The organism is Haloferax sp. DFSO52 (assembly GCF_048158745.1).
GTDB lineage: Archaea > Halobacteriota > Halobacteria > Halobacteriales > Haloferacaceae > Haloferax.
In genome coordinates this window covers 499,053-524,697 of the sequence record NZ_JBLOPB010000001.1, presented here as the reverse complement: position 1 = coordinate 524,697, position 25,645 = coordinate 499,053, and the positions used below count along the sequence as shown (strand labels likewise).

The 25,645-nt window shown below is 61.6% G+C and carries 27 protein-coding genes and 1 tRNA gene; 18 read left to right on the top strand and 10 right to left on the bottom strand.

Features of this window, described 5'->3' with window-relative positions; genetic code table 11:
- Nucleotides 1–21: 21 nt before the first annotated feature.
- Nucleotides 22–756, top strand: coding sequence for a protein-L-isoaspartate O-methyltransferase family protein (locus tag ACK3SC_RS02770; RefSeq protein ID WP_416838596.1), 735 nt, complete (start codon nt 22–24; stop codon nt 754–756).
- 33 nt (nt 757–789) lie between these two features.
- On the opposite strand, the gene ACK3SC_RS02765 is transcribed toward ACK3SC_RS02770, so the two are convergent.
- The 3 genes from ACK3SC_RS02765 to ACK3SC_RS02755 all read right to left on the bottom strand — a co-directional run bounded on the left by ACK3SC_RS02765 (nt 790) and on the right by ACK3SC_RS02755 (nt 3,147).
- Nucleotides 790–993 (bottom strand): hypothetical protein, encoded by a 204-nt coding sequence (locus tag ACK3SC_RS02765; RefSeq protein WP_416838595.1) that lies wholly within the window; start codon nt 991–993, stop codon nt 790–792.
- Nucleotides 994–1,083: 90 nt separating this feature from the next.
- Nucleotides 1,084–2,184 carry a threonine synthase gene (locus ACK3SC_RS02760; RefSeq protein WP_416838594.1) on the bottom strand — a complete coding sequence of 367 codons (1,101 nt, stop codon included), beginning with the start codon at nt 2,182–2,184 and terminating at the stop codon, nt 1,084–1,086.
- A 6-nt stretch (nt 2,185–2,190) separates the two neighbouring features.
- Nucleotides 2,191–3,147 (bottom strand): succinylglutamate desuccinylase/aspartoacylase family protein, encoded by a 957-nt coding sequence (locus tag ACK3SC_RS02755; protein ID WP_416838593.1) that lies wholly within the window; start codon nt 3,145–3,147, stop codon nt 2,191–2,193.
- 124 nt (nt 3,148–3,271) lie between these two features.
- Between ACK3SC_RS02755 and ACK3SC_RS02750 the strand changes: the two genes are divergently transcribed.
- Complete coding sequence (locus ACK3SC_RS02750) at nt 3,272–3,562, top strand: hypothetical protein (protein ID WP_416838592.1); 291 nt, start codon at nt 3,272–3,274, stop codon at nt 3,560–3,562.
- Here ACK3SC_RS02750 and ACK3SC_RS02745 read toward each other — a convergent pair whose 3' ends face one another.
- A complete protein-coding gene (locus ACK3SC_RS02745; RefSeq protein WP_416838591.1) occupies nt 3,563–4,771 on the bottom strand; it encodes a potassium channel family protein in 1,209 nt (402 codons plus the stop codon).
- Between the two features lie 298 nt (nt 4,772–5,069).
- Between ACK3SC_RS02745 and citZ the strand changes: the two genes are divergently transcribed.
- The 14 genes from citZ (at nt 5,070) to ACK3SC_RS02675 (ending at nt 17,595) form a co-directional block, all read left to right on the top strand.
- The gene (citZ, locus tag ACK3SC_RS02740; protein WP_416838590.1) at nt 5,070–6,209 is read left to right on the top strand and encodes a citrate synthase; all 1,140 of its coding nucleotides are present in this window, start codon (nt 5,070–5,072) and stop codon (nt 6,207–6,209) included.
- A 450-nt stretch (nt 6,210–6,659) separates the two neighbouring features.
- On the top strand, nt 6,660–7,871 hold the full coding sequence (gene ilvA / locus ACK3SC_RS02735) for a threonine ammonia-lyase (protein ID WP_416838589.1): 1,212 nt from the start codon (nt 6,660–6,662) through the stop codon (nt 7,869–7,871).
- Nucleotides 7,872–8,073: 202 nt separating this feature from the next.
- The gene (locus ACK3SC_RS02730) at nt 8,074–9,495 is read left to right on the top strand and encodes a cytochrome ubiquinol oxidase subunit I (RefSeq protein WP_416838588.1); all 1,422 of its coding nucleotides are present in this window, start codon (nt 8,074–8,076) and stop codon (nt 9,493–9,495) included.
- The gene (locus ACK3SC_RS02725; RefSeq protein WP_416838587.1) at nt 9,488–10,486 is read left to right on the top strand and encodes a cytochrome d ubiquinol oxidase subunit II; all 999 of its coding nucleotides are present in this window, start codon (nt 9,488–9,490) and stop codon (nt 10,484–10,486) included. The genes ACK3SC_RS02730 and ACK3SC_RS02725 overlap by 8 nt, the downstream gene beginning before the upstream one ends.
- A 23-nt stretch (nt 10,487–10,509) precedes the next feature.
- Nucleotides 10,510–10,716: a hypothetical protein gene (locus ACK3SC_RS02720; protein ID WP_416838586.1), complete on the top strand. Its 207-nt coding sequence runs from the start codon at nt 10,510–10,512 to the stop codon at nt 10,714–10,716.
- A gap of 116 nt (nt 10,717–10,832) precedes the next feature.
- On the top strand, nt 10,833–11,219 hold the full coding sequence (locus tag ACK3SC_RS02715; RefSeq protein ID WP_416838585.1) for a RidA family protein: 387 nt from the start codon (nt 10,833–10,835) through the stop codon (nt 11,217–11,219).
- Nucleotides 11,216–11,422, top strand: a complete 207-nt coding sequence (locus tag ACK3SC_RS02710) for a hypothetical protein (protein WP_416838584.1) — start codon at nt 11,216–11,218, stop codon at nt 11,420–11,422. The genes ACK3SC_RS02715 and ACK3SC_RS02710 overlap by 4 nt, the downstream gene beginning before the upstream one ends.
- A 33-nt stretch (nt 11,423–11,455) precedes the next feature.
- Nucleotides 11,456–11,536, top strand: a tRNA-Ser gene (locus ACK3SC_RS02705).
- 484 nt (nt 11,537–12,020) lie between these two features.
- On the top strand, nt 12,021–12,605 hold the full coding sequence (locus tag ACK3SC_RS02700) for a YdeI/OmpD-associated family protein (RefSeq protein ID WP_416838583.1): 585 nt from the start codon (nt 12,021–12,023) through the stop codon (nt 12,603–12,605).
- Between the two features lie 377 nt (nt 12,606–12,982).
- The gene (locus ACK3SC_RS02695) at nt 12,983–13,153 is read left to right on the top strand and encodes a hypothetical protein (protein WP_416838582.1); all 171 of its coding nucleotides are present in this window, start codon (nt 12,983–12,985) and stop codon (nt 13,151–13,153) included.
- Nucleotides 13,154–13,219: 66 nt separating this feature from the next.
- Nucleotides 13,220–13,612 carry a hypothetical protein gene (locus ACK3SC_RS02690; protein WP_416838581.1) on the top strand — a complete coding sequence of 131 codons (393 nt, stop codon included), beginning with the start codon at nt 13,220–13,222 and terminating at the stop codon, nt 13,610–13,612.
- Nucleotides 13,613–13,827: 215 nt separating this feature from the next.
- The gene (thsB, locus tag ACK3SC_RS02685; protein WP_416839929.1) at nt 13,828–15,465 is read left to right on the top strand and encodes a thermosome subunit beta; all 1,638 of its coding nucleotides are present in this window, start codon (nt 13,828–13,830) and stop codon (nt 15,463–15,465) included.
- A gap of 105 nt (nt 15,466–15,570) precedes the next feature.
- Entirely contained in the window at nt 15,571–16,464 is an 894-nt protein-coding gene (locus ACK3SC_RS02680) for a hypothetical protein (protein WP_416838580.1), read from the top strand.
- Between the two features lie 132 nt (nt 16,465–16,596).
- Nucleotides 16,597–17,595 (top strand): ornithine cyclodeaminase family protein, encoded by a 999-nt coding sequence (locus ACK3SC_RS02675; protein ID WP_416838579.1) that lies wholly within the window; start codon nt 16,597–16,599, stop codon nt 17,593–17,595.
- A gap of 46 nt (nt 17,596–17,641) precedes the next feature.
- Here ACK3SC_RS02675 and ACK3SC_RS02670 read toward each other — a convergent pair whose 3' ends face one another.
- From ACK3SC_RS02670 to hisH, 6 genes are all read right to left on the bottom strand, one after another.
- A complete protein-coding gene (locus tag ACK3SC_RS02670) occupies nt 17,642–17,860 on the bottom strand; it encodes a hypothetical protein (protein ID WP_416838578.1) in 219 nt (72 codons plus the stop codon).
- Nucleotides 17,861–17,916: 56 nt separating this feature from the next.
- The gene (gene leuS / locus ACK3SC_RS02665; protein WP_416838577.1) at nt 17,917–20,793 is read right to left on the bottom strand and encodes a leucine--tRNA ligase; all 2,877 of its coding nucleotides are present in this window, start codon (nt 20,791–20,793) and stop codon (nt 17,917–17,919) included.
- A 191-nt stretch (nt 20,794–20,984) separates the two neighbouring features.
- The gene (locus ACK3SC_RS02660; protein ID WP_416838576.1) at nt 20,985–21,431 is read right to left on the bottom strand and encodes an Hsp20/alpha crystallin family protein; all 447 of its coding nucleotides are present in this window, start codon (nt 21,429–21,431) and stop codon (nt 20,985–20,987) included.
- A gap of 115 nt (nt 21,432–21,546) precedes the next feature.
- Complete coding sequence (hsp14, locus tag ACK3SC_RS02655; protein WP_416838575.1) at nt 21,547–21,957, bottom strand: archaeal heat shock protein Hsp14; 411 nt, start codon at nt 21,955–21,957, stop codon at nt 21,547–21,549.
- 111 nt (nt 21,958–22,068) lie between these two features.
- The gene (pheA, locus tag ACK3SC_RS02650; protein ID WP_416838574.1) at nt 22,069–22,875 is read right to left on the bottom strand and encodes a prephenate dehydratase; all 807 of its coding nucleotides are present in this window, start codon (nt 22,873–22,875) and stop codon (nt 22,069–22,071) included.
- 81 nt (nt 22,876–22,956) lie between these two features.
- Complete coding sequence (hisH, locus tag ACK3SC_RS02645) at nt 22,957–23,616, bottom strand: imidazole glycerol phosphate synthase subunit HisH (RefSeq protein WP_416838573.1); 660 nt, start codon at nt 23,614–23,616, stop codon at nt 22,957–22,959.
- A 185-nt stretch (nt 23,617–23,801) separates the two neighbouring features.
- Between hisH and phnD the strand changes: the two genes are divergently transcribed.
- Nucleotides 23,802–24,764 carry a phosphate/phosphite/phosphonate ABC transporter substrate-binding protein gene (phnD, locus tag ACK3SC_RS02640; RefSeq protein ID WP_416838572.1) on the top strand — a complete coding sequence of 321 codons (963 nt, stop codon included), beginning with the start codon at nt 23,802–23,804 and terminating at the stop codon, nt 24,762–24,764.
- 85 nt (nt 24,765–24,849) lie between these two features.
- Nucleotides 24,850–25,605 carry a phosphonate ABC transporter ATP-binding protein gene (locus ACK3SC_RS02635; protein ID WP_416838571.1) on the top strand — a complete coding sequence of 252 codons (756 nt, stop codon included), beginning with the start codon at nt 24,850–24,852 and terminating at the stop codon, nt 25,603–25,605.
- Nucleotides 25,606–25,645 lie beyond the last annotated feature (40 nt).

The window sequence follows — 25,645 nt, the reverse complement described above, 5'->3', positions numbered from 1 at the left end:
TGACCATCCCCGAATCTAACTATGGACAACTCGGTGCTGCGCCACGACATGGTCGATGGGGTAGAAGAAACCCTCGACCAGTTCTCCGACGCCATCAGCGTCGCGATGCGCAGTGTCCCGCGACACGAGTTCGTCACCGACGGACCGTATCAGAATCGCCCGACTGAGCACCGCGAGACGAACACGACGATTCTCGCTCCGTCGGCGGCCGGTCGTCTCCTGTCGGCACTCGCAGTCGAACCGGACGACGAGGTTCTCGTCGTCGGCGCTGGCGTCGGCTATACGGCCGCCGTCCTCGCCGAAGTCGTCGGCGACTCGAACGTCCACGCGGTGGACATCACCCGGACACTCGTCTACGAGGCCCGACAGAACCTCGAACGAGCGGGCTACGAGGGCGTCCTCGTCGACTGCCGCGACGGTGCGGACGGCCTCCCTGAGTACGCGCCGTTCGACCGCATCCTCGTCGAAGCCTCGGCAATCAACCCGCCACGTCGACTCCTCGCACAACTCGCCGACGACGGGCGACTCGTCATGCCGATGGGCGTGGGCGAACAGACGCTCGTCGCTGTCGAAGACGGCGACGTGGCCGAGAAGTTCGGCCCGATCGCATTTAAACCATTACTCGTCGACGGCGAGCAGACGGGGAGCATCGTCCGCAACCGAACCAAGCGAGAGGACCCAGAGTACGAAGGCCGCGGGTGGCACGCCGGACATGGCTGGGAACAAGAGTGGATCGATTGGGGCGCACAGCGGTAACTCGGAACCGTACGGAGAGATTTTCGTCGCACACTACGCGCTTCCTTCGAGGTAACCGACCCAGAGCCCTTTTAACAAGACCACGAGCGTCCAGACTGCGAGTCCGGCGAACGCCGACCCGAGCAGGAGTCCTGCCGAGGAGATGCCGGTCGCGACGAGGTAGATGACCAGCGTGAGCGTGAGAAACCGACCGATTGGCTCGTCTTCGCCGGGGAGGACGTAGGAGAGGCGGGACATACGGTACTGGTCAGGCCCGGCAGAGATAATTGTGTCGTCAGAAGAACAGTTTCTGTCGGCGACACGGATTCGAGACGTGCGCTTCGAAACTCAGGTCTTGAGACCGCTACCAGTGAGTGGCACGACTACGTCTTCGTCGTCGCCGATTGCACCCGAGAGGCGGAGTTCGCGGAGCGCGGCGGGTGCGACGGCGCACGTCGGTTCGGTGTAGAACCCGTGGCGGTGGAGTCTGTCGAGTTCGTCTTCGACTGCGTCGGCCGAGAGTGCGACGGCGTCGCCGTCCGTCTCGTCGAGTGCCTCGTGAATCTCCATCTTGCGGACGGGGTTGCGAATCTGAATGCCGTCCGCAACGTCGTTTGCCTCGGTTGGGGTTCGGTGGCGTGCTTCGGCAATCGGTGCGTATCCGGCGGCCTGCGCACCGTAGAGGCGTGGGATTCGGTCGGTCCATCCTGCCTCGTAGAGGGCGGTGAATCCGCGGTACGCGCCGAGGAAGAGCGTCCCGTGGCCGAGTGGTGTGACGATGGCATCGGGGACGTTCCAGTCACGCTGTGCGGCGATTTCGAAGGCGAACGTTGCCGTGCCCGCGAAGAACGCCGGGTTCCACGCGTGACTCGCGTACCACGCGTCTTCGTTTTCGACCGACTCGATACAGGCGTCGGTGACGGCCTGTCTGTCGCCTTCGACGCGAATCGGTTTCGCTCCGGCGCGTTCGATGGCACGGAGTTTCGAGGGTTTGACCGACGCCGGGACGTAGATTTCGGCGTCGATACCGGCGCGGGCAGCGTAGGTTGCGATGGCAGCACCGGCGTTGCCAGAGGAGTCTTCGACGACGCGTTCGACGCCGAGTTCGTGCGCGACTGAGAGCGTGGTCGTCGCGCCACGGTCCTTGAACGACCCGGTCGGGAAGACGTACTCCAGTTTGAACGCGGCGTCCCACTCGGGGGCGTCCACGAGCGGCGTCATCCCCTCACCGAGCGTCGCGTGCGGGTCGGTCGGGAGGAACTCGTCGAACGCCCAGAGACCACGGCGATAGTCGAGTTCGGCGTCGGCGGGCGTCGCGACCGACGGAGTGAACTTCGTCGCGAAGTCGAGCGGTTCGCCACAGGTACAGCGCCAGCGCCACTCGTCGAACGACGAGCCACAGGCGGTGCAGGTGAGACGGAGATGAGATGGGAGGTGCGTTGTCGTCATTGGTACTCAGTACATGTCGATATCGATACCGACCGAACAGACGTACTCGCCGCTTGCGACCTGTGGGAGTCGGCGGGACCGCCAGAAGATGCCGCCGTGGTCGGCGGTCACACGGGCTTTGAGTTGGCCGAACACGTCGGTTACTTCGAAGAGCACGTCCCCCGAAGAGACCTCTTCGCCGAGGTCACGTTTGAACCGAACGAGGCCACCCACGGGTGAGCCGTACTGGTCGAAGCCGCGTGCGCGAGTCTGTGCCTCGAGTTCGACGTCGCCGTCGAGGAAGCCGTACCCGTAGAGGACGTTGAAAACGCCGTCGACGCCTTTCTGGATACTCGCTTCGTCCCATCCGACACAGCCACCGAGTTCAGGGTCGATGGTTGGAATGCCGGCATCCGGGCCGGCGCGGGCGAGTTGGCCATCCGGTCCCTTCTGGTCGAGAACGTAGCCACAGCCGAACGTCTTCGCGAGGCGAAGACACTTCGCGTGCATGCGGTGGTGACGGCCACAGCGCACGCGCGCCTCGTTTATCATCCGACTCGTCGACCCCTGATGGAGGTCCAAGATGAGGTCAGCACCACGGGCGGCCTCGAACGTCGCCGCTGCGATGCGTTCCGACGAGGTGCCGTGTTCGTCGCCGGGGTACGCACGGTTCATCTTGGTGTCGTCGATGGGGTTGCGGTGCTGTGCGACCTGAAACGCGTGATAGTTGACGATGCCGACGACGAGAATATCGCCGGAGAGCTCTGCCGGGTCGAGTTGTGGGACGACCCGCTGGACGACGCCGACGCCGTTGAGTTCGTCACCGTCTGAGGCAGCCTGTATGTAGAGCGTCTTCCCTGCCGACGCGCCGTTGATGACGGCGACTGGCAGGCCGACGGTCCCGCCGTCGCGGGACTCACCTACCTCGAGGCGGCCCACGTCAATCTCCCCGGGGGCCGCGCTCGCCGTTCCCAAGGTAATCATACCGAAAAACTCGGAGCCACCTCCCTTTAGGAGTTCGGTCCGGCGAGTACCACCACTGAATCGCCGCCCGAGAGCGTCTGCAAAAAGCGGTGTCGCTTTGGTCTCCGGGTCGTAACTGCGGATTGTGACAGACGACGTTCCCGAACGCCCGCCTGCCGCCGGCCTCGTCGAGGCGCTGGACGTGCCGCGAAACGCCGCTATCGGTGCCGTCGTCGGCTTGAGTCTCGCCGTCGGTGCCTATCTCTTTCGCGTCCTCGAACTGTTCGGCCCCTTCGCGGGCACACGTGCGTATCCGATACTCGGACCGGAAGGGTGGTTCCTCATCCTCGCGTTCGTCCTCGCTTCCGCGACGGCACTGCTCGTGGCGACGGTGTTGACACTCGTGTCGGCGTATCAGCTCAGTAAGCAGCTGTAACTACTCGTCGAATTCGCGCTCGTCGCCGACGAGTTCGCCGAGTCGTTCGGCCCCGGCGCGCGTCCCCTTGGCGATGATGAGGTCGTTTTCGTTGAGTCGCGTGGTCGAGCCGGGCGAGACGACCCATTCGTGGCCACCGGCGCGGCGGACCGCGATGACGCGCATCCCTGTCTCGGTCTTGACCCGCCGGTCGCCGAGCGTCGAGTTGGCGAGCGTGCTTCCGGGGGCGACGCGCAGGCGAATGATAACCTCGTCCGACTCCTTGACGGCGGCGGCGACGACGGGGTGCGCGTCGATGCCGCGGAGAACACCCTCGGCGATTTCGAGTGCCGCGTCGCTTATCATCTCCGTCGCACTGGCTATCTGGACGAGTCCACGGAGCGAAACTGGGTCTTCGACGCGACTCGCCGCGCGGAGCGTCCACGCTTCGAACCGCGACTTCAGAGCGTCAACCTCTGCTTCGAGTTCTTCGACTTCTTCTGCGACGCCCTCGCTGTCGAACAGCACGGCACCGTACGCGAGGTCCACGGCGAGTTCGCTCATATCCTTCATCAGCACGATGGAGTCGACGGCGCGTTCGAGGTCCTTGATCGTCGGTTCTTCGACCGCTGGGGGGTCGTATGGGACGCCAGTTGCGTCCTCGTGGACGGTTCGAAGCCCCTCGTCGCGGCCCCTGAGGAGCAACACGTCACCCGGGCGGAGTGTCGTCTCGTGGTTCGGGTTGGTTACCCACATCCCGCCACGAGTGAGGGCAACGACACGAACACCGGTCTCAGTCTCCATGTTGATGTCGCCGAGCGATTGTCCGGCGTACGGCGACGTCGCGGTGAGTTCACACCGAATCGTCGTTTCGACGGCCTCGGGAAGCGCAGCGCGAATCGCATCCGGAAGACCGATATCTTCGATGACGACTTTCGCGATGTCACCCGCAGCGTCAGAAATCTTCTCTGCGGCCCCGACGACGCCGAGGACGGGCGCGAGTTCTTCTGCGTCTTCGGGGCTTCGCGCGGCCATCATCAGACTCATGCGAGCTTGCAGTTGGAGGATGTCCATCCGCTCTTCGAGGGCTAAGACCTCGGCCGCGAGTTCGTCGTTCGCAAAGAGGACAGACGAGTACGAAAGGTCGATGAGTAACTCTGCGGTATCCTTCATCTCTGCGAGTACGGCCTTCACACTCACAGGTTCGTACTCGACGTCCTCCGGATTCATGCGCCCGCCTTCACGACGTGACGGGAAAAGACTTGCCAGGAATATCGGTGCCACCGTTTCTCGATGTCCTCTACGTCGTCATTGCATATGAACCTCGGCAGGCCATCGTGTCTCGCGCCACACATGAACACGGGGGCATATAATGGGGCCAGTAATCTCGACAGATGTCGATAGGGAGTCTAGTCGGCTCTCAGGTGGAAAATCGCACGACTGTACTTCGTTGGTATGTGTATGTCGGTCGATAACATATGAAGGGAAACGATAACGCTTTTTTGATATGGTAAGCAACCTTCAGGGTATGTCAGGCGAACTGAAGCGGGGGCTGGAAGGTGTGCTGGTCACCGAGTCGGAGCTTAGCTTCATCGACGGCGATGCGGGACAACTCATCTATCGTGGCTACGACATCGACGACCTCGCACGCGACGCGAGTTACGAGGAAGTGCTGTATCTCCTCTGGCACGGGAAGCTTCCGAATCGGGACGAACTCGACGCGTTCTCGAACGAACTGGCGGCGCACCGTGACCTCGGCGACGGCATTCTCGACGTGGCACGCGAACTCGCCGAACAGGACGAGTCGCCGATGGCGGCGCTCCGGACGCTCGTCTCGGCGATGTCGGCGTTCGACGAGAACGCAGACTTCGAAGACGTGACCAACCGGGAGGTCAACCTCGAGAAGGCAAAGCGCATCACGGCGAAGACGCCGTCTGTCCTCGCTGCGTACGCGCGATTCCGACGTGGCGACGACTACGTCGCCCCGAACGACGACCTGAATCACGCTGCGAATTTCCTCTACATGCTCAACGGCGAGGAACCGAACGAGGTTCTCGCCGACACGTTCGACATGGCCCTCGTACTGCATGCGGACCACGGCCTGAACGCCTCGACGTTCTCCGCGATGGTCACGACGTCCACGCTCTCGGACATGTACAGCGCAGTCACCTCGGCAGTTGGTACACTCTCGGGGTCGCTGCACGGCGGTGCGAACGCGAACGTCATGCGGATGCTGAAAGACGTCGACGACAGTCACATGGACCCGACCGAGTGGGTCAAAGATGCCCTCGAACGCGGCGAACGCGTCGCTGGATTCGGTCACCGCGTCTACAACGTCAAAGACCCCCGCGCGAAGATTCTCGGTGAGAAATCTGAAGCGCTCGGCGAGGCCGCAGGCGACATGAAGTGGTACGAGATGTCCGTCGAAATCGAGGAGTACATCGCCGAAGAGAAGGGCCTCGCACCCAACGTGGACTTCTACTCCGCGTCGACGTACTACCAGATGGGAATCCCGATCGACCTCTACACCCCCATCTTCGCCGTCTCTCGCGTCGGTGGATGGATCGCTCACATCCTCGAACAGTACGAGGACAACCGCCTCATCCGACCGCGTGCCCGATACATCGGCGACAAGGGACTCGAGTTCCCCGCACTCGACGACCGGTAACGACGACGAGACACGGGATAACGACGCTGAAACACGGCACGGGTTCTTTTCCGACGACGACCAACGCGTCGAGTATCGATTGTCCGAGCGAATCGTCCCCTTCCCCACTCGTACCTCGTCTCGTCTCGTCTCCTGTCAAAGAGTGCGATACCAGGGCGTCGATGCTATTCACGTTAGTCAATCGACACTGGCACGACACTCGAATGACGAGCGTCATACGCGGATTTCAAGTCGCCGCTGTCTACCGATTACACTTTCGCCGCGGGTGGGGGACGTTTATATACCTAGGGTCCAGAAAATAAGTTGCACGTCACACGCGTGCATTCCCCCTTTCCCCCCACATTCTACTCGGCCAGCGACAGTGCCGTCGGTCACTGTGTGAGTTGACAACACGTGAACGAATGGAAACTATCCCGAACGATTAAACACGAAAGGCGGCGATTCGTGACCATGCTCTCCCTTTCCGACATTCAAGACGCCCGCGAGCGCGTCGAAGCGGTCGCCCGACGCACACCGCTGGAATACTCGCACACGTTCTCGGATATGACCGGTGCCGAAGTCCACCTGAAACTGGAGAACTTCCAGCGAACGGGGTCGTTCAAGATCCGGGGGGCGATGAACCGTATCACCACACTCTCCGACGCAGAACAGGACGCCGGCGTGGTGACAGCGAGTGCCGGCAATCACGCACAGGGCGTCGCACTCGCCGCCACCCGGGCAGGTGTAGACTCGAAAATCGTGATGCCTGAGTACGCACCCATCACGAAGGTAAAAGCGACAGAGCGGTACGGTGGTGACGTCGTCCTCTACGGTGACGACTACGACGCGGCACAAGCGAAGGCCCACGAAATCGAACGCGAAGAGGGTCGAACCTACGTCCACGCCTTCGACGACGAGTACGTAATGGCGGGACAGGGAACGATTGGCCTCGAAATCGTCGAAGACTGCCCTGACCTCGATACCGTCATCGTCCCCATCGGCGGTGGTGGTCTCATCTCCGGCATCTCGACGGCCATCAAAGAACAGTACCCGGAGGTCCGCGTCATCGGCGTGCAAGCCGACCAGGCGTCCAGTGCCGCAGACTCACTCATCAAAGGGTCCGTCCAGACCCTCGACGAAGTGGACACCATCGCAGACGGAATCGCCGTCCGTCGAATGGGCGACAAGACGTTCGAAGTCGTCCAGGAACGTGTCGACGAAGTCGTCACCGTCTCCGACGAAGAGATTGCCGTCGCCCTCACCTACCTCCTCGAACGGTCGAAGACGCTCGTCGAAGGCGCGGGGGCGGTTGCACTGGCCGCACTCATCTTCGAGAAGTTCGACTACGAAGCGGACGAAGTAATCGTCCCGGCGCTCTGTGGAGGCAACATCGACATGAACACGTTGACCACGGTGGTGATGCGTGGACTGGTCGAGACAGGGCGCTACCTCAAGATTCGAACCGAACTCAAAGACCGACCGGGGTCGCTCGAAAACCTCATTCAGATTATCGCCGACAAGAAAGCGAACATCTACGCCGTCCGCCACGACCGGACCTCGCGGAAGATTGCCCTGAACGCGACAGAAGTCGAAATCGACCTCGAAATGCGCGGCCCCGACCACGTCGATTCGCTGCTGTCTGCCCTCCGCAGTGAAGGGTACGAAGTCGAAGTGCTCGACTGACCTCGAAGTCGTCCCCCAGAGGGGGGCCGAACGTCGATTCTACAGAGCCAAAGGGTGAGACAACCCGTGATGATTTTCAGTTTCTTGGAATTGGCCGTGTGGTTGACCATCCCTCAGAACAAAGGGCTTTTTTGGGCGGTTCCGATCCCGTTTGCCGCCACTCCCCGCCGCCCCGACTCCCTGCCCCGGACACGCCCATACCATGCTCGACCCAGTTTCCGCCAGTCGACTGCAGTTCGCGCTCACGACCATCGTCCACATCATCTTCCCAGTGATGAGCATGGGCCTCGCACCCTTCCTCATCTACTTCACGTGGAAAGACATCCGGTCTGACGCCCCGGTGTACGAGCAGTTGCGCCGCTTTTGGACCAAGATATTCGCCGTCTCGTTCGTCGTCGGGACGGTGACCGGAATCGTCCTCGAATTCGAGTTCGGGACCAACTTCGCCGCGTTTTCGACCACCGCCGGAGAGTTGTTTGGCGGGCCACTCGCCACCGAGGGGATGATGGCGTTCATGCTCGAAGCCACGTTCCTCGGTGTGTTCGTCTTCGGACGCGAGAAGGCCTCTGACGCGCTCTACATGGTCTCTGCCGTCGCCGTCGGCCTGGGAACATGGCTCTCGGCCGTCTGGATTCTGGTCGCCAACTCGTGGATGCAGACGCCACGCGGGTACGAACTCGCACGCGAGAGCGGACACCTCGTCGTCCTCCTCGTGGACCCAATCGCCGCGTACGCGAACCCGCGATTCCCGTGGATGTTCGTCCACATGCAGAACGCGGCGGTGCTCTCAGTTGCCCTGTTCATGGCCGGTGTCGCGGCGTACCACATCTGGCGCGGTGGTATCGGTGCCGATGACGGTGGACAGTCCGCCGAATTCTGGCGGAAGACACTGAAAATCGCCATCGTCGTCCTCCTCGTGACTGCCCCGTTGCAGGTGATTCACGGCGACGCCTACGGCCGCCACGTCTACGAGACGCAACCGCAGAAATTCGCCGCCATGGAGGCAGTCTGGGAGACGGACAGTTACGTCCCCGAGTACATCTTCGCCATCCCGACCAGTCTCGACGATTTGACCGACCCGCGTGCCAAAGAACTGTTCGGCATCGGCATCCCCGGCGGAGCCTCGTGGTTAGCCAGCGGCGGCGACCCACAGGCCCAGATAACAGGCCTGAACGAGTTCGAGACGGAGTCACCACCCGTCGCCATCGTGTTCTGGTCGTTCCGCCTCATGGTCGCCGCAGGGTTCTGGTTCGTCCTGCTCGCCTTCTGGGCAGGGTACCGCTGGTTGACCGGTGAGTTGTACGACGACGACCTGTTACACAAGGCGTTCGTCGTGTCGTCGCTCCTCGGTATCTTCGCCGTCGAAGTCGGGTGGATCGTCACTGAGGTAGGACGGCAACCGTGGGTGATACAGGGCGTCCTCAAGACGAGCGAGGGCGTGTCGGCCGGCTTGAGTGGTCTCGAAGCGACCATCACGCTCGTCGGATTCGTCGTGGTGTACACTGGCCTTCTGGCGCTGTACACCTACGTCGTCCAGCGAATCATTCGAAACGGACCACCGGCCATCGACGGCGCCGAACCTGCGCAATCGACTCCGTCCGAGGGGGTGACCGTCGATGACTGAGTACGGCAGCTTCGCCACCGACCCGCTCTTCGGCCTGCCACTGCAGGAATTGTGGTTCGGACTGGTGTTCTTCATTCTCGCCATGTTCCTGTTCCTCGACGGGTTCGACTTCGGCGTCGGCGCGCTGTTTGCGACCCGTGACGACGACGAAGAACGCGAGGTGCTCCTCGCCGCCATCGGCCCGTTCTGGGACGGCAACGAAGTGTGGTTGGTCGTCTTCGGCGGCGCGCTGTTCGCCGCCTTCCCAGCGGTGTACGCGAATCTGTTCAGTCGCCACTACCTGCTCATGTTCGCCATCCTCGGCGCACTCATCGTCCGTGGTCTCGCCCCCGAGATGTACGAACAGCGCCACGACGAGACGTGGCAGCGGTGGTGGGGTCGCGCCTTCGTCGTCGGGAGCGTGAGTGCGCCGTTCTTCCTCGGTCTCTTCACCGCGCACTGGCTTCTCGGCGTCGAGACGCTGGTGTCGATTCCGGGCGTCGTCGTCGCGCTCGCCGTCGTCGCACTCACCGTCGTCGCCGGCGTGGGGTTCCTCGGACTGAAGACGCGCGGTGAACTCCGGCGCGACATCGCTGCCTACGGCCTGCCCGCACTCGCGGCGTATCTGGCCCTCGTCGTCGTCGCGCTCGGGTACCTCGTCGTGATGCGACCGGACCTCGGTGTTCTCGCACCGATTCCCCTCGCACTCGTCGTCCTCACCCTCGTCGCGAGCGGCGGGTATCTGGTCGCACTCCGACGCGAACGTTACACGCTCGCGTTCGGGACCGTCCCGGTACTCGTGTTCGCGTTCGTCGCGCTCGTCGCCGCACTGCTGTTCCCGATGGTAGACCCCGTGGCCGGGCTGACCGTCTCGGATGCCATCATCTCGACACTCCCGTTGAACATCATGACCGTCACGGCAGCCCTGTTGTTGCCGCTGGTGTTCGCGTACTTCGGCATCCTCTACTCGACGTTCAGCGGTCCCACAGAACCTGGAGAATCGTACGCTTAACCACCCCTCGACACTGAATACCCATGGTTACCCTCCCCAACACCAACCCAACCGTCGAATCGCTCACGAAACCGCTCACCCTCCTCGGCCTCACACTGGTCGTGGTGAGTTTCGCCGTCGCCGGCATCGCGTTCAGCGAGGGCGATATCGTCACCGCTCTCGGGATGGGCCTGCTGTTCGTCTCCGGTGCGCTCGCCGCCGGTATCGGTCTCTCCGGTGAGTCGGTCTAACCGACCCACTGGCGCTCACCGACGGCCCGCAAACGACATCGTTCCCCGGCCGTTCAGACCTTCGTTCCCCGACCGTTCCCACCTATTTTATGCTCGCGTGGCGAAATCTGCCGGATATGAAGCGAGTCATCCACACGGACGAAGCGCCGGCCGCAGTCGGGGCGTACAGTCAGGCGACGACGAACGGGTCGCTCCTCTTCACCGCCGGCCAGATTCCGCTGACGCCGGACGGCGAACTCCTCGACGACGAAGACATCGCCACGCAGACGAAGCAGTCGCTCGACAACGTGATGGCCATCCTCGACGAGGCAGGCGCAGACGCCTCCGACGTGATGAAGACCACCGTCTTCCTCGCGGATATCGGTGATTTCGACGAGATGAACGAGACGTACGCGACGTACTTCGACGAGGAACCGCCGGCTCGGTCGGCCGTCGAGGTGGCGAACCTGCCGAAAGGCGTCGGCGTCGAGATCGAGGCCGTCGCCGTCGTCGACGAGGAGTGAACCGCCGCGTTCGCTCCGCCCTCGCGTGGGGGGCGGTGAGTCTCCTCCTCGTTGGCGTCCTCGCGCAGAGTTCGGCGCTCTTCGGACTCGGTATCGAGGCGTCGTTTGGGGCGGTCGCAGCGGTCGCTGTCGCCGCCGGCATCGTCGTCGCGTCTGTGACATACGTCATCGAGCCGCGACTCGAACGGAAAGGAAGGGCTTAAATTAATCAGGCGGAAACGTTGCGGTGTAAGCCAGCCAGGATGGCCGAGCGGTAAGGCGCACGCCTGGAAAGCGTGTTCCCTCTGGGATCGGGGGTTCAAATCCCTCTCCTGGCGCTTCTTCCGAACTCAACTCACATAGCAACGCGTCTCGTCGCGTTGCAGACGGCGAGTTCGGGAGAACGTTGACGAGGAGGGATTTGAACTAGCGAGCAATGTGCGACACGGAGTGTCGCAGAAAGACGAACGGCGAAGCCGTGAGTCGCGTTGCGAGTGGAGTTCAAATCCCTCTCCAACACTGAGAGACAACCAGTTTCAGAAATTCGGCTCTCTCGAACTCGACAGATTCTGATAGTTTGTCGATGCCGTGCTGAATACAGCGCGCAAGTCGGTCACGAGCGAAGGATCACTCTGGCACCCGTCGGGTTGTTCGATACAGGGCGCGAATTCAGCACGAGCGGCCGCGATTCCAAGACGTGTTCGGAGCGGTCAGTAGAAGCGACGGCGTTACCGAAGACATGATCTCATCTCCAATCCTCTGAGAATCCCCACTGCCTACGTTCACAGGAGGATAATAGACACGCGATGTCTTCCTTGACCCATGAACCCAATATTCTTCGAATCTCGTAACGAGTTCCGCACGTGGCTGGAAGAGCACCACGACACGGCAGAAGAGCTGTGGATCGGCTACTACAAGGCCGACGCCAAGCGAGTCGGTATCGGCTACGACGAGTCGGTCGAGGAAGCGCTCTGCTTCGGGTGGATCGACGGCCTGGTCAAGAGCATCGACGACGAGACGTACACCCGTCGGTTCACGCCAAGAAGCCCCGACAGCAAGTGGTCGAAGGCGAACAAGGAGCGGGTCGAGGCGATGATTCAGGCGGGAAAGATGACCCCGGCCGGAATGGAACTCGTCGAAGTGGCGAAGGAGACAGGCGAGTGGGCGGCTGCCTATCGCCTCGGCGACGACCACGAAGTTCCGGCCGAACTTGAGGCGGCGCTGCGTGCGGACGAAACCGCCTGGGAGAACTTCCAGAACTTCTCGAACACGGACCAGTACGCTTTCATCGCGGCCGTTGAGGAGGCTAAGACGGACGAGACCAAGCAAACGCGCATCGAACGAACGGTCAAACTCGCGGCGCAGGGCCTCCGAGCATACGACGAGAACAACAAACGGCGGCTGTGATGAGGCCTTTTCGGAGGCAACCGTCCCTCAGGAAATCTCTTTTTCTCGTGTTCCATCTCGTCACCATTGCGGACGGGATTACGGCTTTGCTCACCGAGAATGGTCGTGCAGTACGCGCCCTGTATTCAGCACGACTCTTCCGACCCACCGACCACACCCAGACCCGCCAAAGACGCACCACAACTACCTAATCGCAACTGCCATTCCCGTCCACCGAGAACCCACAGAGACCTCTTTTCACCAAGCGGCGTACGTTCATCTGCAGCCAACACAACTGCAATTTGTCCACTATGCGTCTACGGGCTCCTCCGAGGCGTCCCGTATCAGAACAACGTCCAAAACATTCATCACCGTGCGAAGCAATACCACGTTTGACAATGCCTGACACCAAGACCGGCCGTGAGAAGAAGGGCCTCAACAAGCGGACCCAGCTTACTGAGCGGCTGTATGAACGAGAACTGTCGGTGTTAGATGGCGAAGACGACGAGCCCGAGCTCGAAGATATCGAGGGTGAGTTCATCGCCGAGGAACTTCCTGACGAAACCTGAGACGACCCGCCAGTCTCGATAGCTGGCCACGCGGATTTTTTATCGACGCTCCCGTACGCTTCGAGCGTGCCACATCGCGCGAACTACGCAACCGTGTTTATCGGGTCGCATCTGCATCCGCCGGACGAGACACTCGACCTCGACTGGGCCGACGACGCCGGGAACGAGACGAAACCCTTCGAGTTCGACGTTCCGACCGACGACCCGCAAGAAGCCTACCTCGGCATTCAAGCGTTCGACGTCGGCGAGTACGGCCACGATATTCAGATAAACGGCGACGCCCTCTCTGGATTCGACATCCCACCGAGTGATGGCTGGCAGTACTGGGTCGATACCGTCGTCGGCGCTGAACTCGTCGAGGGGACGAACACCATTCGAGTCGTGCGCGACGAATCGACCGACGATGCGTTCGCCGTCGGGACGATAACCGTCCACTGGAAGGAACCTATCGAAAAATAGTATATAAAGCCGGACAATCGAAGGGTCATTGTGCCATATGGTGTCGTGCCACACAATGACCCACAACCGCCCAAAAGTTGCCGCAGTCTCCCAATTACGTGAAACTCTCACCGCTCTATCAACATTCGCTCGCCGAATCGTCGGCGTAGCATTTATATAGAATCACAAACAATCAGGCGATGACTATGAGCCAGCGAATGCAGCAGGGTCAGCCGATGATCATTCTCGGTGAAGACTCCCAGCGCGTCAAAGATCGCGACGCACAGGCGTACAACATCCGCGCCGCCCGAGCGGTTGCAGAAGCAGTACGCTCGACACTCGGCCCGAAAGGGATGGACAAGATGCTCGTCGATTCGATGGGCGACGTCACCATCACGAACGACGGTGTCACCATCCTCAGAGAGATGGACATCGACAACCCGACGGCCGAGATGATCGTCGAAGTCGCCGAGACGCAAGAAGACGAAGCAGGCGACGGCACGACGACGGCAGTCGCTATCGCGGGTGAACTCCTGAAGAACGCCGAGGACCTCCTCGAACAGGACATCCACCCGACGGCCATCATCCGTGGCTTCAACCTCGCCTCCGAGAAGGCACGCGAGGAAGTCGACAACATCGCAGAGCGCATCGACCCCGAAGATACAGACCTGCTGAAGAAGGTCGCCGAAACCTCGATGACTGGCAAGAGCTCCGAACTCAACAAGGAGCTTCTCGCGGACCTCATCGTCCGCGCCGTCAAGCAGGTCACCGTCGAAGCAGACGACGGTTCCTACGTCGTCGACCTCGAAAACATCGCCATCGAGACGCAGACCGGCCGCTCCGCCTCGGAGTCCGAACTCCTCACCGGCGCTGTCATCGACAAGGACCCCGTCCACGACGACATGCCGGTCCAGTTCGACGAGGCCGACGTGCTCCTCCTCAACGAACCCATCGAGGTCGAAGAGACCGACATCGACACGAACGTCTCCATCGAGAGCCCCGACCAGCTTCAGAAGTTCCTCGACCAGGAAGAGGCACAACTGAAGGCGAAGGTCGACCAGATTGTCGACTCCGGTGCTGACGTGGTCTTCTGCCAGAAGGGCATCGACGACCTCGCCCAGCACTTCCTCGCGAAGAAGGGCATCCTCGCAGTCCGCCGCACCAAGAAGTCCGACATGAAGTTCCTCAAGAACATCACTGGTGCGTCCATCGTCTCGGACCTCGACTCCATCGAAGTCGCCGACCTCGGTCGTGCGTCCATCCGCCGTGACGACGACGACGACCTGTTCTACGTCGAAGGCATCGGCGAGGACGTCCACGGTGTCACGCTCCTCCTCCGTGGCTCGACCGACCACGTCGTCGACGAACTCGAACGCGGTGTGCAGGACGCCCTCGACGTCGTCGCCTCGACGGTTGCCGACGGCCGCGTCCTCGCGGGCGGCGGTGCCATCGAAGTCGAACTCGCCTCGCGCCTCCGCGACTACGCTGACTCCGTCTCCGGTCGCGAGCAGCTCGCCGTCGAAGCGTTCGCCGACGCGCTCGAACTCGTCCCGCGCGTCCTCGCCGAGAACGCTGGTCTCGACTCCATCGACACGCTCGTCGACCTGCGTGCGGCCCACGAAGACGGACAGGTCCGCGCTGGCCTGAACGTCTTCACCGGCGAAGTCGAAGACGCATTCGAAGCAGGCGTCGTCGAGACGGCCCACGCCAAAGAGCAGGCCATCACCTCTGCGTCCGAAGCAGCAAACCTCGTCCTCAAGATCGACGACATCATCGCGGCCGGCGACCTCTCGACCGGCGGCGACGACGACGAGGAAGGCGGCGCACCCGGCGGCGGCATGGGTGGCATGGGCGGCATGGGCGGCATGATGTAACCACCCCGGTAGGCCATCATCCACTCACACCGACGCTCGCACCGCACGACAGACCACTTCATTTTAGACAGAAAAACTATCCCGACGACCCGAGTAACCGCGGCTATGCCCTCCAGACGGAGCTACCTCGCTGGTTTCGGTGGAAGCCTCGGGACACTCGGACTCGCCGGTTGCATCGGCGCTCGGCCGCCGACGCAATCCGTGCGAGAGACGAGAACACCGACACCGCGGCCCGAGCCGCACGCGTTCGGCGAGCGCGTGATTCTCGGGTCGGTGGGAGTGACACCACAGGTTGTGCAAGTACAGGAGTCCTTCCATCGCGTTCTCAACAGTAGTTGGGGCGCAGTCGAGCATGTCGAAGGCCACTGGGTCGTGTTCGTGGAACTCGCCGTCGACACCCCGGAGACGGCCAGCATCCCGCTGGACTCGATTCGGCTGGTCGCGGGCGACGACGTGTTCGTGGCGAGAGAAATCTTCGCCGACGTTCCGGCGAGAGAAGTCTATCTCGACCACCTCATCAGCCCCCAACTCCCGTACGACCCGAACTCGAACCGCACAGGATGGGTCGGATTCGTGGTTCCGAGTGAGTACTCGGGGTCGGACGACGCAACACTGCACATCGAATCTGACGGAGACATTGTCGAATGGACGCTCCCATCGGCGGATGTGAACCGCCTCTCCGACCCGCTCCCGAGGTTCGAACTCGTCTCGTTCGACGCACCAAGGACGGTCCCATTCGATGGCACCGTCGAGGTAGAGATTACGGCGAAGAACGTCGGTTCAGTCGATGGCGTATTTCGTGCGTGCGTCAACACGAACGGACCCATCGACACGCGCCGACCACGTCGTCGACGTGTGCCGCTCGATGCAGGGACTGAAGCGACGACGACAGTCGAGTTGAGGGCGTCGAACTACGTCTCCGAAGTGGGAGACTCATTCGAGTGTTACCTCAGCACGGCCGGTTTTGGGCGCAGCCTGTCGATTTCAGTCGGCGAGTAAACCGCCGAACAACGACAATGTCAGTTAGTCGCACTCTAAAGAAATTGGATGATTATCTCATTTTCAGGTCTAGAGTTGTAGTTGCGTTCAGGAATAGAACGAACTAAGTAGGGGGTACGGGAATGAGTGACTATGCCGACGACGCTGCTACTGAACAAAGACGACGTCAACGAGAACGTCCAGATGTCGGAACTCATTTCGGCCATCGAAGACGCCTTCGCGGCCTATGAGACCGGCGACGCCCAGATGCCGCCGAAATCGTACATCGACCTGCCGGAGTACAACGGTGACTTCCGGTCGATGCCCGCGTATCTCGACGCCGGTGACTGGGACGCAGCAGGTATCAAATGGGTCAACGTCCACCCAGACAACGGCGACAAGTTCGGGCTGCCGACCGTCATGGGGACGATGATTTACTCCGACCCCGAAAACGCATTCCCCCTCGCCCTGCTCGACGGGACGGAACTGACCATGCTTCGCACGGGTGCGGCCGCCGCCGTCGCAACCGACTACCTCGCCGTCGAAGACGCGTCGTCGATGGGTATCATCGGCGCTGGCGTCCAGTCGTACACGCAACTCCGCGCTATCAGCGAGGTCCGCGACATCGAGGAAGTCGTCATCTCTGACCTCGACGAAGAACGCGTCGCCAACTTCATCGACGCTTTCGAAGCCGACTTCGACATCCGCGCCGGGTCCATCGAAGAAGCCGCCCAGTGTGACGTTCTCTCGACGGTCACGCCCGTCGAAAGCCCCATCGTCCCCCTCGACGCCGTCGGCGAGCACACCCACATCAACGCGATGGGTGCCGACGCCGAAGGCAAGCACGAACTCGACGACGAGATTCTCCTGAACGCCAAACTCGTCATCGACGACCACGCCCAGACGACCCACTCGGGCGAAATCAACGTCCCGTACAACGAGGGCGTCCTCGGTGACGACGACATCTTCGGCGCCATCGGCGAAATCGTCGTCGGCAACAAAGACGGTCGGACAGACGAAGACGGCGTCACCGTCTTCGACTCGACTGGACTGGCGATTCAGGACGTTGCCGCAGCTCACGTCGCGTACGAACACGCGAACGAGAACGACAACGGCTACGCGTTCGACCTGCTCGGTCTCGCCGACGAGTAACGCGACACCGACACTCGCGGGTCTATTTCTGCGTTTTTGCGCTCAGTTACTCACCGGTTCCGCGCTGATTGGCGAGGTAGCCGAACACCTTCGACAGCACGTACACGATGACTATGAACGGCAGGAGTGGGACCATGAGCATCACGAGGATGAGAAACATGACCCACCCGATGGAGTCCATCTCCATGTCGGGTCGCATGCCTGTCCGCGGTGTGACGGTTCGGTAGGCCTTCTGTGGAAGGGAGAGTGACTCCTCTTGACTCATGTATTCGTGTACGTTTGCCGAAACGATAAGGTGACCGGCGAGCGAGGTGCTCGCGGTTATTCGAGGTGGATTGCGGGACGGAACGGAATCGCCTTCGATGCGCGGTCGGCCGGGTCGACGATGTCTGCGTCGTCTTCGACGTACACCTCGACCACCGCGTCGAACTCACGCGCGAGGAAGTCGGCCGCACGCTCGTAGGTCGACGCTTCGTCGAGTTCGAGTTTGGCGCGGAGTGCCGCCTCGTCCTGCCCGCGCGTCTGGCTCACGAGGTCCTGTACGAGGTCGTTGACGGCGTTGCCTTTCTCACGGAGGGCTGGGTCCTGCATGACCTGTCCCATGATGGCACCGACGTTGTCGCCGTTGTCGACGACCGTCTCGAACACGTCGCGTTTCCAGTCGGCGGCGACGTAGACACGAAGCGTGTCTGGGTCCGAATCCGTCACGTCGATGATGTCGCGGATGTCTTCAGTCAGGCGTTCGACCTGCGTCTCTTCGAGTTCGACGGACTCGTCTTCGAACTCCGTGTCCGGTTCCGGCCACGGCGCGTCTTCGGCTGGCGTGCCGGTCAACTGCTCGTGGAGTTCGTTCGCCATGAACGGGATGAACGGAGCGAGCAGGCGCAGGCGTGTCTCGAGGACGGTTCGGAGCGTCCACTTCGCGGCGGGGCGGTCGAGGTCCGTCCGGCGGCGGTACCAGCGCAGGTCCTCTTCGAAGTTGTAGAAGGCGGCCTGACTGGCCGACCGTGTCTCGGATTCGTCCATCGCGTCGGTCACGTCGCGGACTGTGTCCTGAAGCTTCGACAGGAGCCATCGGTCGATGGTCGCCAGTTCTGGTCGGTCTTCTGGACCGGGGTCCGCGATAATCTCCTGTGCGCGGTTCCAGAAGCGGTTGAGCTGGTCCTGGACTGACCCGACGAGTTCGGAGCGCCAGTCGTAATCCTGCCACGGTTCGGCCGAGTTGAGCAGGAAGAAGCGGACGGTGTCGGCCCCGTACTCGCTGATGGCCTCGCCGGGGAGGACGACGTTCCCCTTCGACGACGACATCTTCTGGCCTTCGAGCAGGCCCATCCCCATGATGACGATGCCCTGTGGCCACTGTGGCTGGTCGAACAGTTCGCCGTGGTGGAACTGGTAGAACGTCAGGTGGTTCGTGATGAGGTCGTTCCCACTGAAGCGGTAGTCGACCGGGTACCAGTAGTCCCACTCTTCGCGCAGTTCGAGGGCGCGTTCGTCGGTTTCATCGGCCGCTTCTGGGCCGTAGAACAGCGTGTCGAAGAACTCCTGTGTCAGGTCTTCCGTCGGGATGTCCTGCAGGCGGTGGGCGATGGTGTAGTACGCCATGTAGATCGTCGAGTCCGACAATGGCTCGATGACGAACTGGTCGTCCCACGGCAGGCGGGTGCCGAGGCCGTAGTTGCGGATGCACGGCCATCCGTTCAGCCAGTCGATGGTGTGGTGGTACTCGTCGCGAGTGTTGTCCGGGATGGCGTCCAGACCGTCGGCCACGTCGTGCGCAATCTGCTTCCAGTCTTCGTCGTCGTACGACAGGAACCACGTGTCCTGTTCGGCGACGACGACGTCGCCACCACAGCGACAGACGACTTCCTCGGAGAACTCCTGCATCACGTCGAACTGACCGGCCTCGATGCCGTCAGCCTTGAAGTCGTCGCGGACTTTCTCGACGAGTTCGCCGGCGTAGTCGCCGTAGAACTCCTTCAGGCGGCCAGCGTGGAACTCCTTGTTGTAGAGGTCCTTCGTGGCCTTCTCAAGGGCGGGGTCGTCCGACGACTCGATGCCGCGGTTCTCGACGGCCGATTTGGCGGGAATCTCGCCGTACTCGTCGCCCTCGCTGTCGATGTCGAGGATTGGAATCGGCTCGATTGCCTCCACGTCGGCGGGGTCGATGCCGAACGATTCGAGGTAGTCGGTGTCGGCTTTCGCCTCTTGCAGTGCGACGTAGTCGTCGGGGCTGTGCGCCGGGACGGACATGACGACACCAGTCGCGTTGTCGGCGTCGACGAATCCGGCAGGCAGGACCGGGACGTGGTCGCCGGTGACGGGGTTCTCGACGAACTGGCCGACGAGTTCGGAGCCTTCGACCGTCTCCAGAATCTCGACGTCGTGCGCTTGATACTCCAGTTTCGCGGCGGCGTACTCGGAGACGAACCACGTCTCGCCTTCGACGTCGGCGACGACGTAGGTCGCTTCGGGGTCGATGTAGGCGTTCGTCACGCCGTGGACCGTCTCGGGGCGCAGCGTCGCCATCGGGACGACGACGGACTCGCCGTCGCGTTCCCAGCCGAAGCGGACGAGCGTGTACTCCTGAAATTCGGCGTTCTCGCCTTCGAGAAGGTCGTGGGTCGTGACCGGTTGCTCTTCGTTCGTACAGAACTTGACGGGGTGGAGACCCTTCTCCAGTCGGCCGCGTTCGCGGAGCGTCCGGTACTGCCACTCGATGAACTTCGAGTAGCGCTCGTCGTTCGTCGTGAACTCGCGTCGCCAGTCCACGGAGAGCCCGAGCGACTGCATCCCCTTCTTGTAGTGTTCTTCGATGAAGTAGCGTGCCCACCCCATCGGCGTCTCCAGTTCAGAGAGTGTGTCTTCGGAGACGTTGTAGGTATCTGTGAGGACGGACAGTTGCTTTTCTTCGCCTTTCTTCAGTCGCTCGACGGCACCGATAATCGGCGTGCCGGTGACGTGCCAGGCGATGGGGAACAGCACGTTGTCACCCTGCTGGCGTCGGTATCGAGCGTACACGTCCGGAACCGTGTAGGTGCGTGCGTGCCCGATGTGCATCCCACCACTCGGATACGGATACGGAACCGTGACGAACGTCGCGTCCTCAGCGTCTGCGTCCGGGTCGGCCTCGTATCGGCCAGACTCGGCCCAGCGCTCCCGCCAACGCGCCTCGAGTTCCTGCGGGTCGTAGTCCATATCCGTGGTAGTGGCACGCCGACCTAAAATAACTCCTATACTCGACTTCTCCGCCTGTCTGATTGCGGCAGATATTGTCACTGATTAGCACGAGAACGTCGGCTGACGCGCCCGCTAGACGAACCGAACAGTGACAACAGAAAATCGAATTCAGTCTTCAGACGAACGAGGGCCGAAGCGGCCGACTCGACTCAGTCGATGTCGATGCGGTGGGAGTCGTCGGGTTCGACGTCCATCTTGGGGAGTTCGATGGTGAGGACGCCGTTGTGGTACGATGCCGTCGCGTTCTCTTCGTCGACTGCGTCGGGGAGACGGAGGGTGCGGCGAGCGGATTGCTGGCGGCGTTCGCGGCGGAGGTATTCGCCCTCGCCGTGCTCTTCGGTCACTTCGCGCTTCGCGTCGATGGTCAGCGTCCGGTTGGCAATCGAGAGGGAGATGTCTTCTTTTTCGTAGCCGGGGAGGTCCGCAGAGAGCACGAGTTTGTCGTCGTAGTCAGAGAGGTCGACGGCCATGTCGTGCAGGCGGGTCGTCGGCATCATGCCCGAGCGGTCGAACTGGTGGCCCATCTCGTCGAATTGTCGGGAGAGTCGTTCGAACAGTTCTTCGATGTCGTCGAATGGATTTGTGCGTCGCATCATCGGTAATTCACCGAGAGATATGGACGCCGTCTGAGGAGATAATGATTTCCGGAACTAGTGTAGCAAATAGCACAGTAGAGTGTCTCTCTCTTCGATATTCGGAAAATGTGGTCGATTACTCGATGTCGATGTTGCGGCTATCTTCGCCGAGTGGTTCTGCCTTCGGGAGCGTGATGGTGAGCACGCCGTTTTGGTACCGCGCGGTCACCTCGTCGCGCTTGACTTCGGTCGGGAGCGTCACCGTCCGAGAGACCGAGCGGTGACTTCGCTCGTGTCGGATGTAGTTCTCTTCGTCGATATCTGTCGAACCCTCACTCTCGGCCGCAATCGAGAGTTGTCGGCCGCGAACGCTCACGTTGAGGCCCTCTTTTTCGAATCCGGGCAGGTCGGCGACGACTTCGATACTGTCGTCCGTCTCGAGCATGTCCAGGGAGATGTCCTGGAAGCGAGCGAGGCCAGCGTCCTCGAAGGACTGGCCCATCCGGTCGAACAGGTCTTCGATCTCGTCGAATGGATTTCGTTGCATACACCCCGATATTCGACGCGCATCTCAAAGAAACATGTGGCCATTCTCACACGTGAGGGCCAGTGGACAGTCAGAAAACCAGTTTCGTGTCAGAAAACCGGTGTCGAAGACTCAGTACAGAACGTGTCGCGTATCGTACGACCCGAGGACGCGAACCCATCCGTTGCGGGCGATTCCTTCGACGTCGTTGACGGCGGCTTGCATGCGTTCTTCGTAGAGTCCGGCGTCGGCGTCGATGTGGAAGAGGTAGTCGCCGAGGCGGTTCCCACTCGGGCGCGACTCGATACGCGAGAGGTTGATGTCGCGTTCGGCGAACGCTTCGAGGAGTTCGAGGAGCAGACCGGGGTAGTTCGCGTTCGGGTAGACGACGAGCGACGTTTTCCCGCCGGCGTCCGAGCGTGCGGACTCGGGTGCGACGACCAGGAAGCGCGTCGCGTTCGACGACCGGTCCTGAATGTCTTCGGCGATGATTTGCAGGTCGTCACCCGCGTTATCTGGATGGCCGATGCCCGCAACTGACGCGTCCTGACGGGCGCGTTCGACACCACGTGCCGTGCTGGCCACCGCTTCGAGCGCCACGTCGGGGTAGTTCTCGTCCAGGTACGACCGACACTGCGCGAGCGCCTGCGAGTGACTCGCGACGGTGTCGAACTCCTCACTCTGGGCCAAGAGGGCGTGGCGGATGGGCGTCACAATCTCCTGGACGACGCTCACGTCAGAGTTCGCCACGGCGTCGAGGCTCTCGGAGACGCTTCCTTCGATACTGTTTTCGATGGGGACGACGCCTCGTTCGAACGACCCGTCAGCGACCGCGTCGACGATGGACGTGACCGATTCTCTGAAGGCGACGTCGTCGGCGACGGCACGGGCGGCACGATGCGAGTACGTGCCCGCCGGGCCGAGCGTGACTGCCTGCATACCGCCTCCTTCACAGACAGACGACAAAAGGCCGTCGGGGGAGGCAGATTCGACGACGGCCTCGGAGAACGGAGGTTCGACCTATCTGTTCGCGCAGAACTCGACGAAGTTGCGGAGGATAGTCAGTCCGGTTTCGCCGGACTTCTCGGGGTGGAACTGCGTCCCGAAGATCGTCCCGTCCTCGTTGGCGACGACCGCAGGGAACTCGACGCCGTAGTCCGTCGTGGCGACGATGGCGTTCTCGTCGTCTGGGTCGGCGTAGTACGAGTGGACGAAGTAGGCGTACTCGCCGTCGACGCCCTCGACGAGCGGGTGGTCGCGCTGGACGTGCAGTTCGTTCCATCCCATGTGCGGGACCTTCTGGCCCTCGTCGAAGCGGAGGTTTCGACCGGGGATGAAGTCGAGGCCTTCGACTTCTCCTTCGCCCGCGTGGTCTGCTTCCTCCGACGAGGTGAGAAGCATCTGCATGCCGAGACAGATACCGAATATCGGCGTGCCTGCGTCTGCGGCCTCCGCGAGTGGTTCACGGAACGGTCCGGCGTTCTCCATTCCTTCAGAGAAGGCACCGACGCCGGGGAGGACGATGCCGTCTGCATCTTCGAAATCCGCCGGGTCGTCGGAGATAACGACGTTCGCGCCTGCACGTTCGAGGCCACGCATGGCGCTTCGGAGGTTTCCAAGGCCGTAGTCGACCATCACCACGTCGGCGAGGGTCTCCTCGGACGCCTGTGTCGTGCTCATACTCGTCTTTCGAGGAGCGTAGCCAAGTGAGTTTCCGTCCCGGCGACACCCACGTTGTCACTACGTAGACCAACATTTTTATAGAAACTCGTAGTGCAAGCACGGCGAGTTTATATTTGAACCCATTATCGAGGAAATAATAGGAAGATTTAACGTCAATCTGTATGAGAGTCGTAATGAACAACATGTCCTCACGGCGAGACTTCCTCAAAAAGACAGGTGCAGTCGGTGCACTGGGTATGGCAGGATTGAGTGGCTGTATCGGCAGTATCGGTGGTTCAGACGCGGTGACGTTCCTTCTGACGCCGTCCGAGTCGGACGTCGACATCAAACAACAGTACCAACCGTTGTTTGGCTACCTCGAAAGCGAGGCCGACGTGACGGTCGAGTCGAAAGTCGCAGCGGACTACGCGGCAGTCTATCAGGCGTTCAAGTCCGGACAGGCCGACCTCGCGGACTCGTCGCCGACGATTGCGATTCAGGGCGGAAACGAAGGCGTGACCGAAGTTATGGGAATCCGCGTCGCCTACGGTGCGGCGAAGTACTTCTCGCTCATGACGACGACGCCGGACAGCGGCATCGAAGAACTCGCAGACCTGGAGGGGAAGACCGTCGCCTTCGCAGACCGACTCTCGACGAGTGGGTCGCTCTTCCCGCTGTACATGCTCCAGCAGGCCGGACTCGACACGGGCAACGCCCCCGACGGCGACCCAGTCGACTTCACCGGTCAGTGGTCCGATCATTCGACGGCGCGCGAGACGCTCGTCAACCGCGACGAAGTCGTGGCCGCAGGGACCGGCGCGTTCTCCGTCGCCCCACACGTCCCGAAAGACCAGTTCCCACAGGAGTTCCTCGACATCTCCGCCGAGAACGACGGCGACCTCGGAACCGCCGACCCACAACTCAACCTGCTTGCAACGTCTGACCCCATCCCACGTGCACCGATAATCGTGCGCTCCGAACTCGAAGACGGGATGAAGTCGTCGCTCACGGACGCCCTCACGAGCGTCACGCAGGACGACCTCATCAACGAGGACCTCGGTGAAGACGAACAGCTCTGGTTCACTGGTGTCGAACCCGGCACGGTCGAAGACTACCAACCGATCAAGGACGTCATCGACTCGCTGGGCATCACGCTCGGGCAGTAATCACCACACAAATAATTCCATTGCAGTATCATTTTGGCGGTGCCGCACACACGACGGATGAACGCGGGAACTCCGCCGACACACTATGAGTACCATCGAAGTACGTAACCTCACGAAAACGTTCGGCGACGTTCGAGCGTTGGACGACGTCTCCTTTACCATCGAGGATGGCGAGTTCGCCGTGCTGCTCGGGCAGTCCGGCGCAGGCAAGTCCACGCTATTGCGTTGTCTGAATGGTATCACGAACCCCACGTCGGGTGAGATTCGAATCAACGACGAACCGGTCAAAGGACCGCGCAACGACGTGGCGATGATTTTCCAGCAACACTACGTTCTCGGGCAACTCAGCGCCTACGGGAACGCGCTCACCGGTGCACTCCACCGGACCCCGTTCTTCCGTAGCCTCGTCGGGTGGCACTCCCGTCAGGACAAGATGGAGGCACTCAGCGCGCTCGAAACGGTCGGCCTGCTGGACAAAGCCAACCAGCGGACGCGGAACATGAGCGGTGGGCAACAACAGCGCGTCGGTATCGCGCGAGCGCTCGTCCAGCGTCCGAATCTCCTCCTCGCCGACGAACCCGTTGCGAGTCTCGACCCGGCGAGTGCCGAGACGGTGATGGGCTACATCCGAAGCGCAGCCAAAGAACGAGACCTGTCGACGCTGGCGAGTCTCCATCAGGTCAACCTCGCTCGCGAGTTCGGCGAACGGTTCCTCGGCTTGCGAGACGGAGAACTCGTCTTCGACGGCTATCGTGAAGACCTGACAGTGGACATCATCGACCGCATCTACGGCGACGTACAGACACAGGACATCCGCGAAGGGACGGAGGCCCACGTATGAGCGACCGAGACGGCTCGTCGTCACAGGACACGTCGAATCC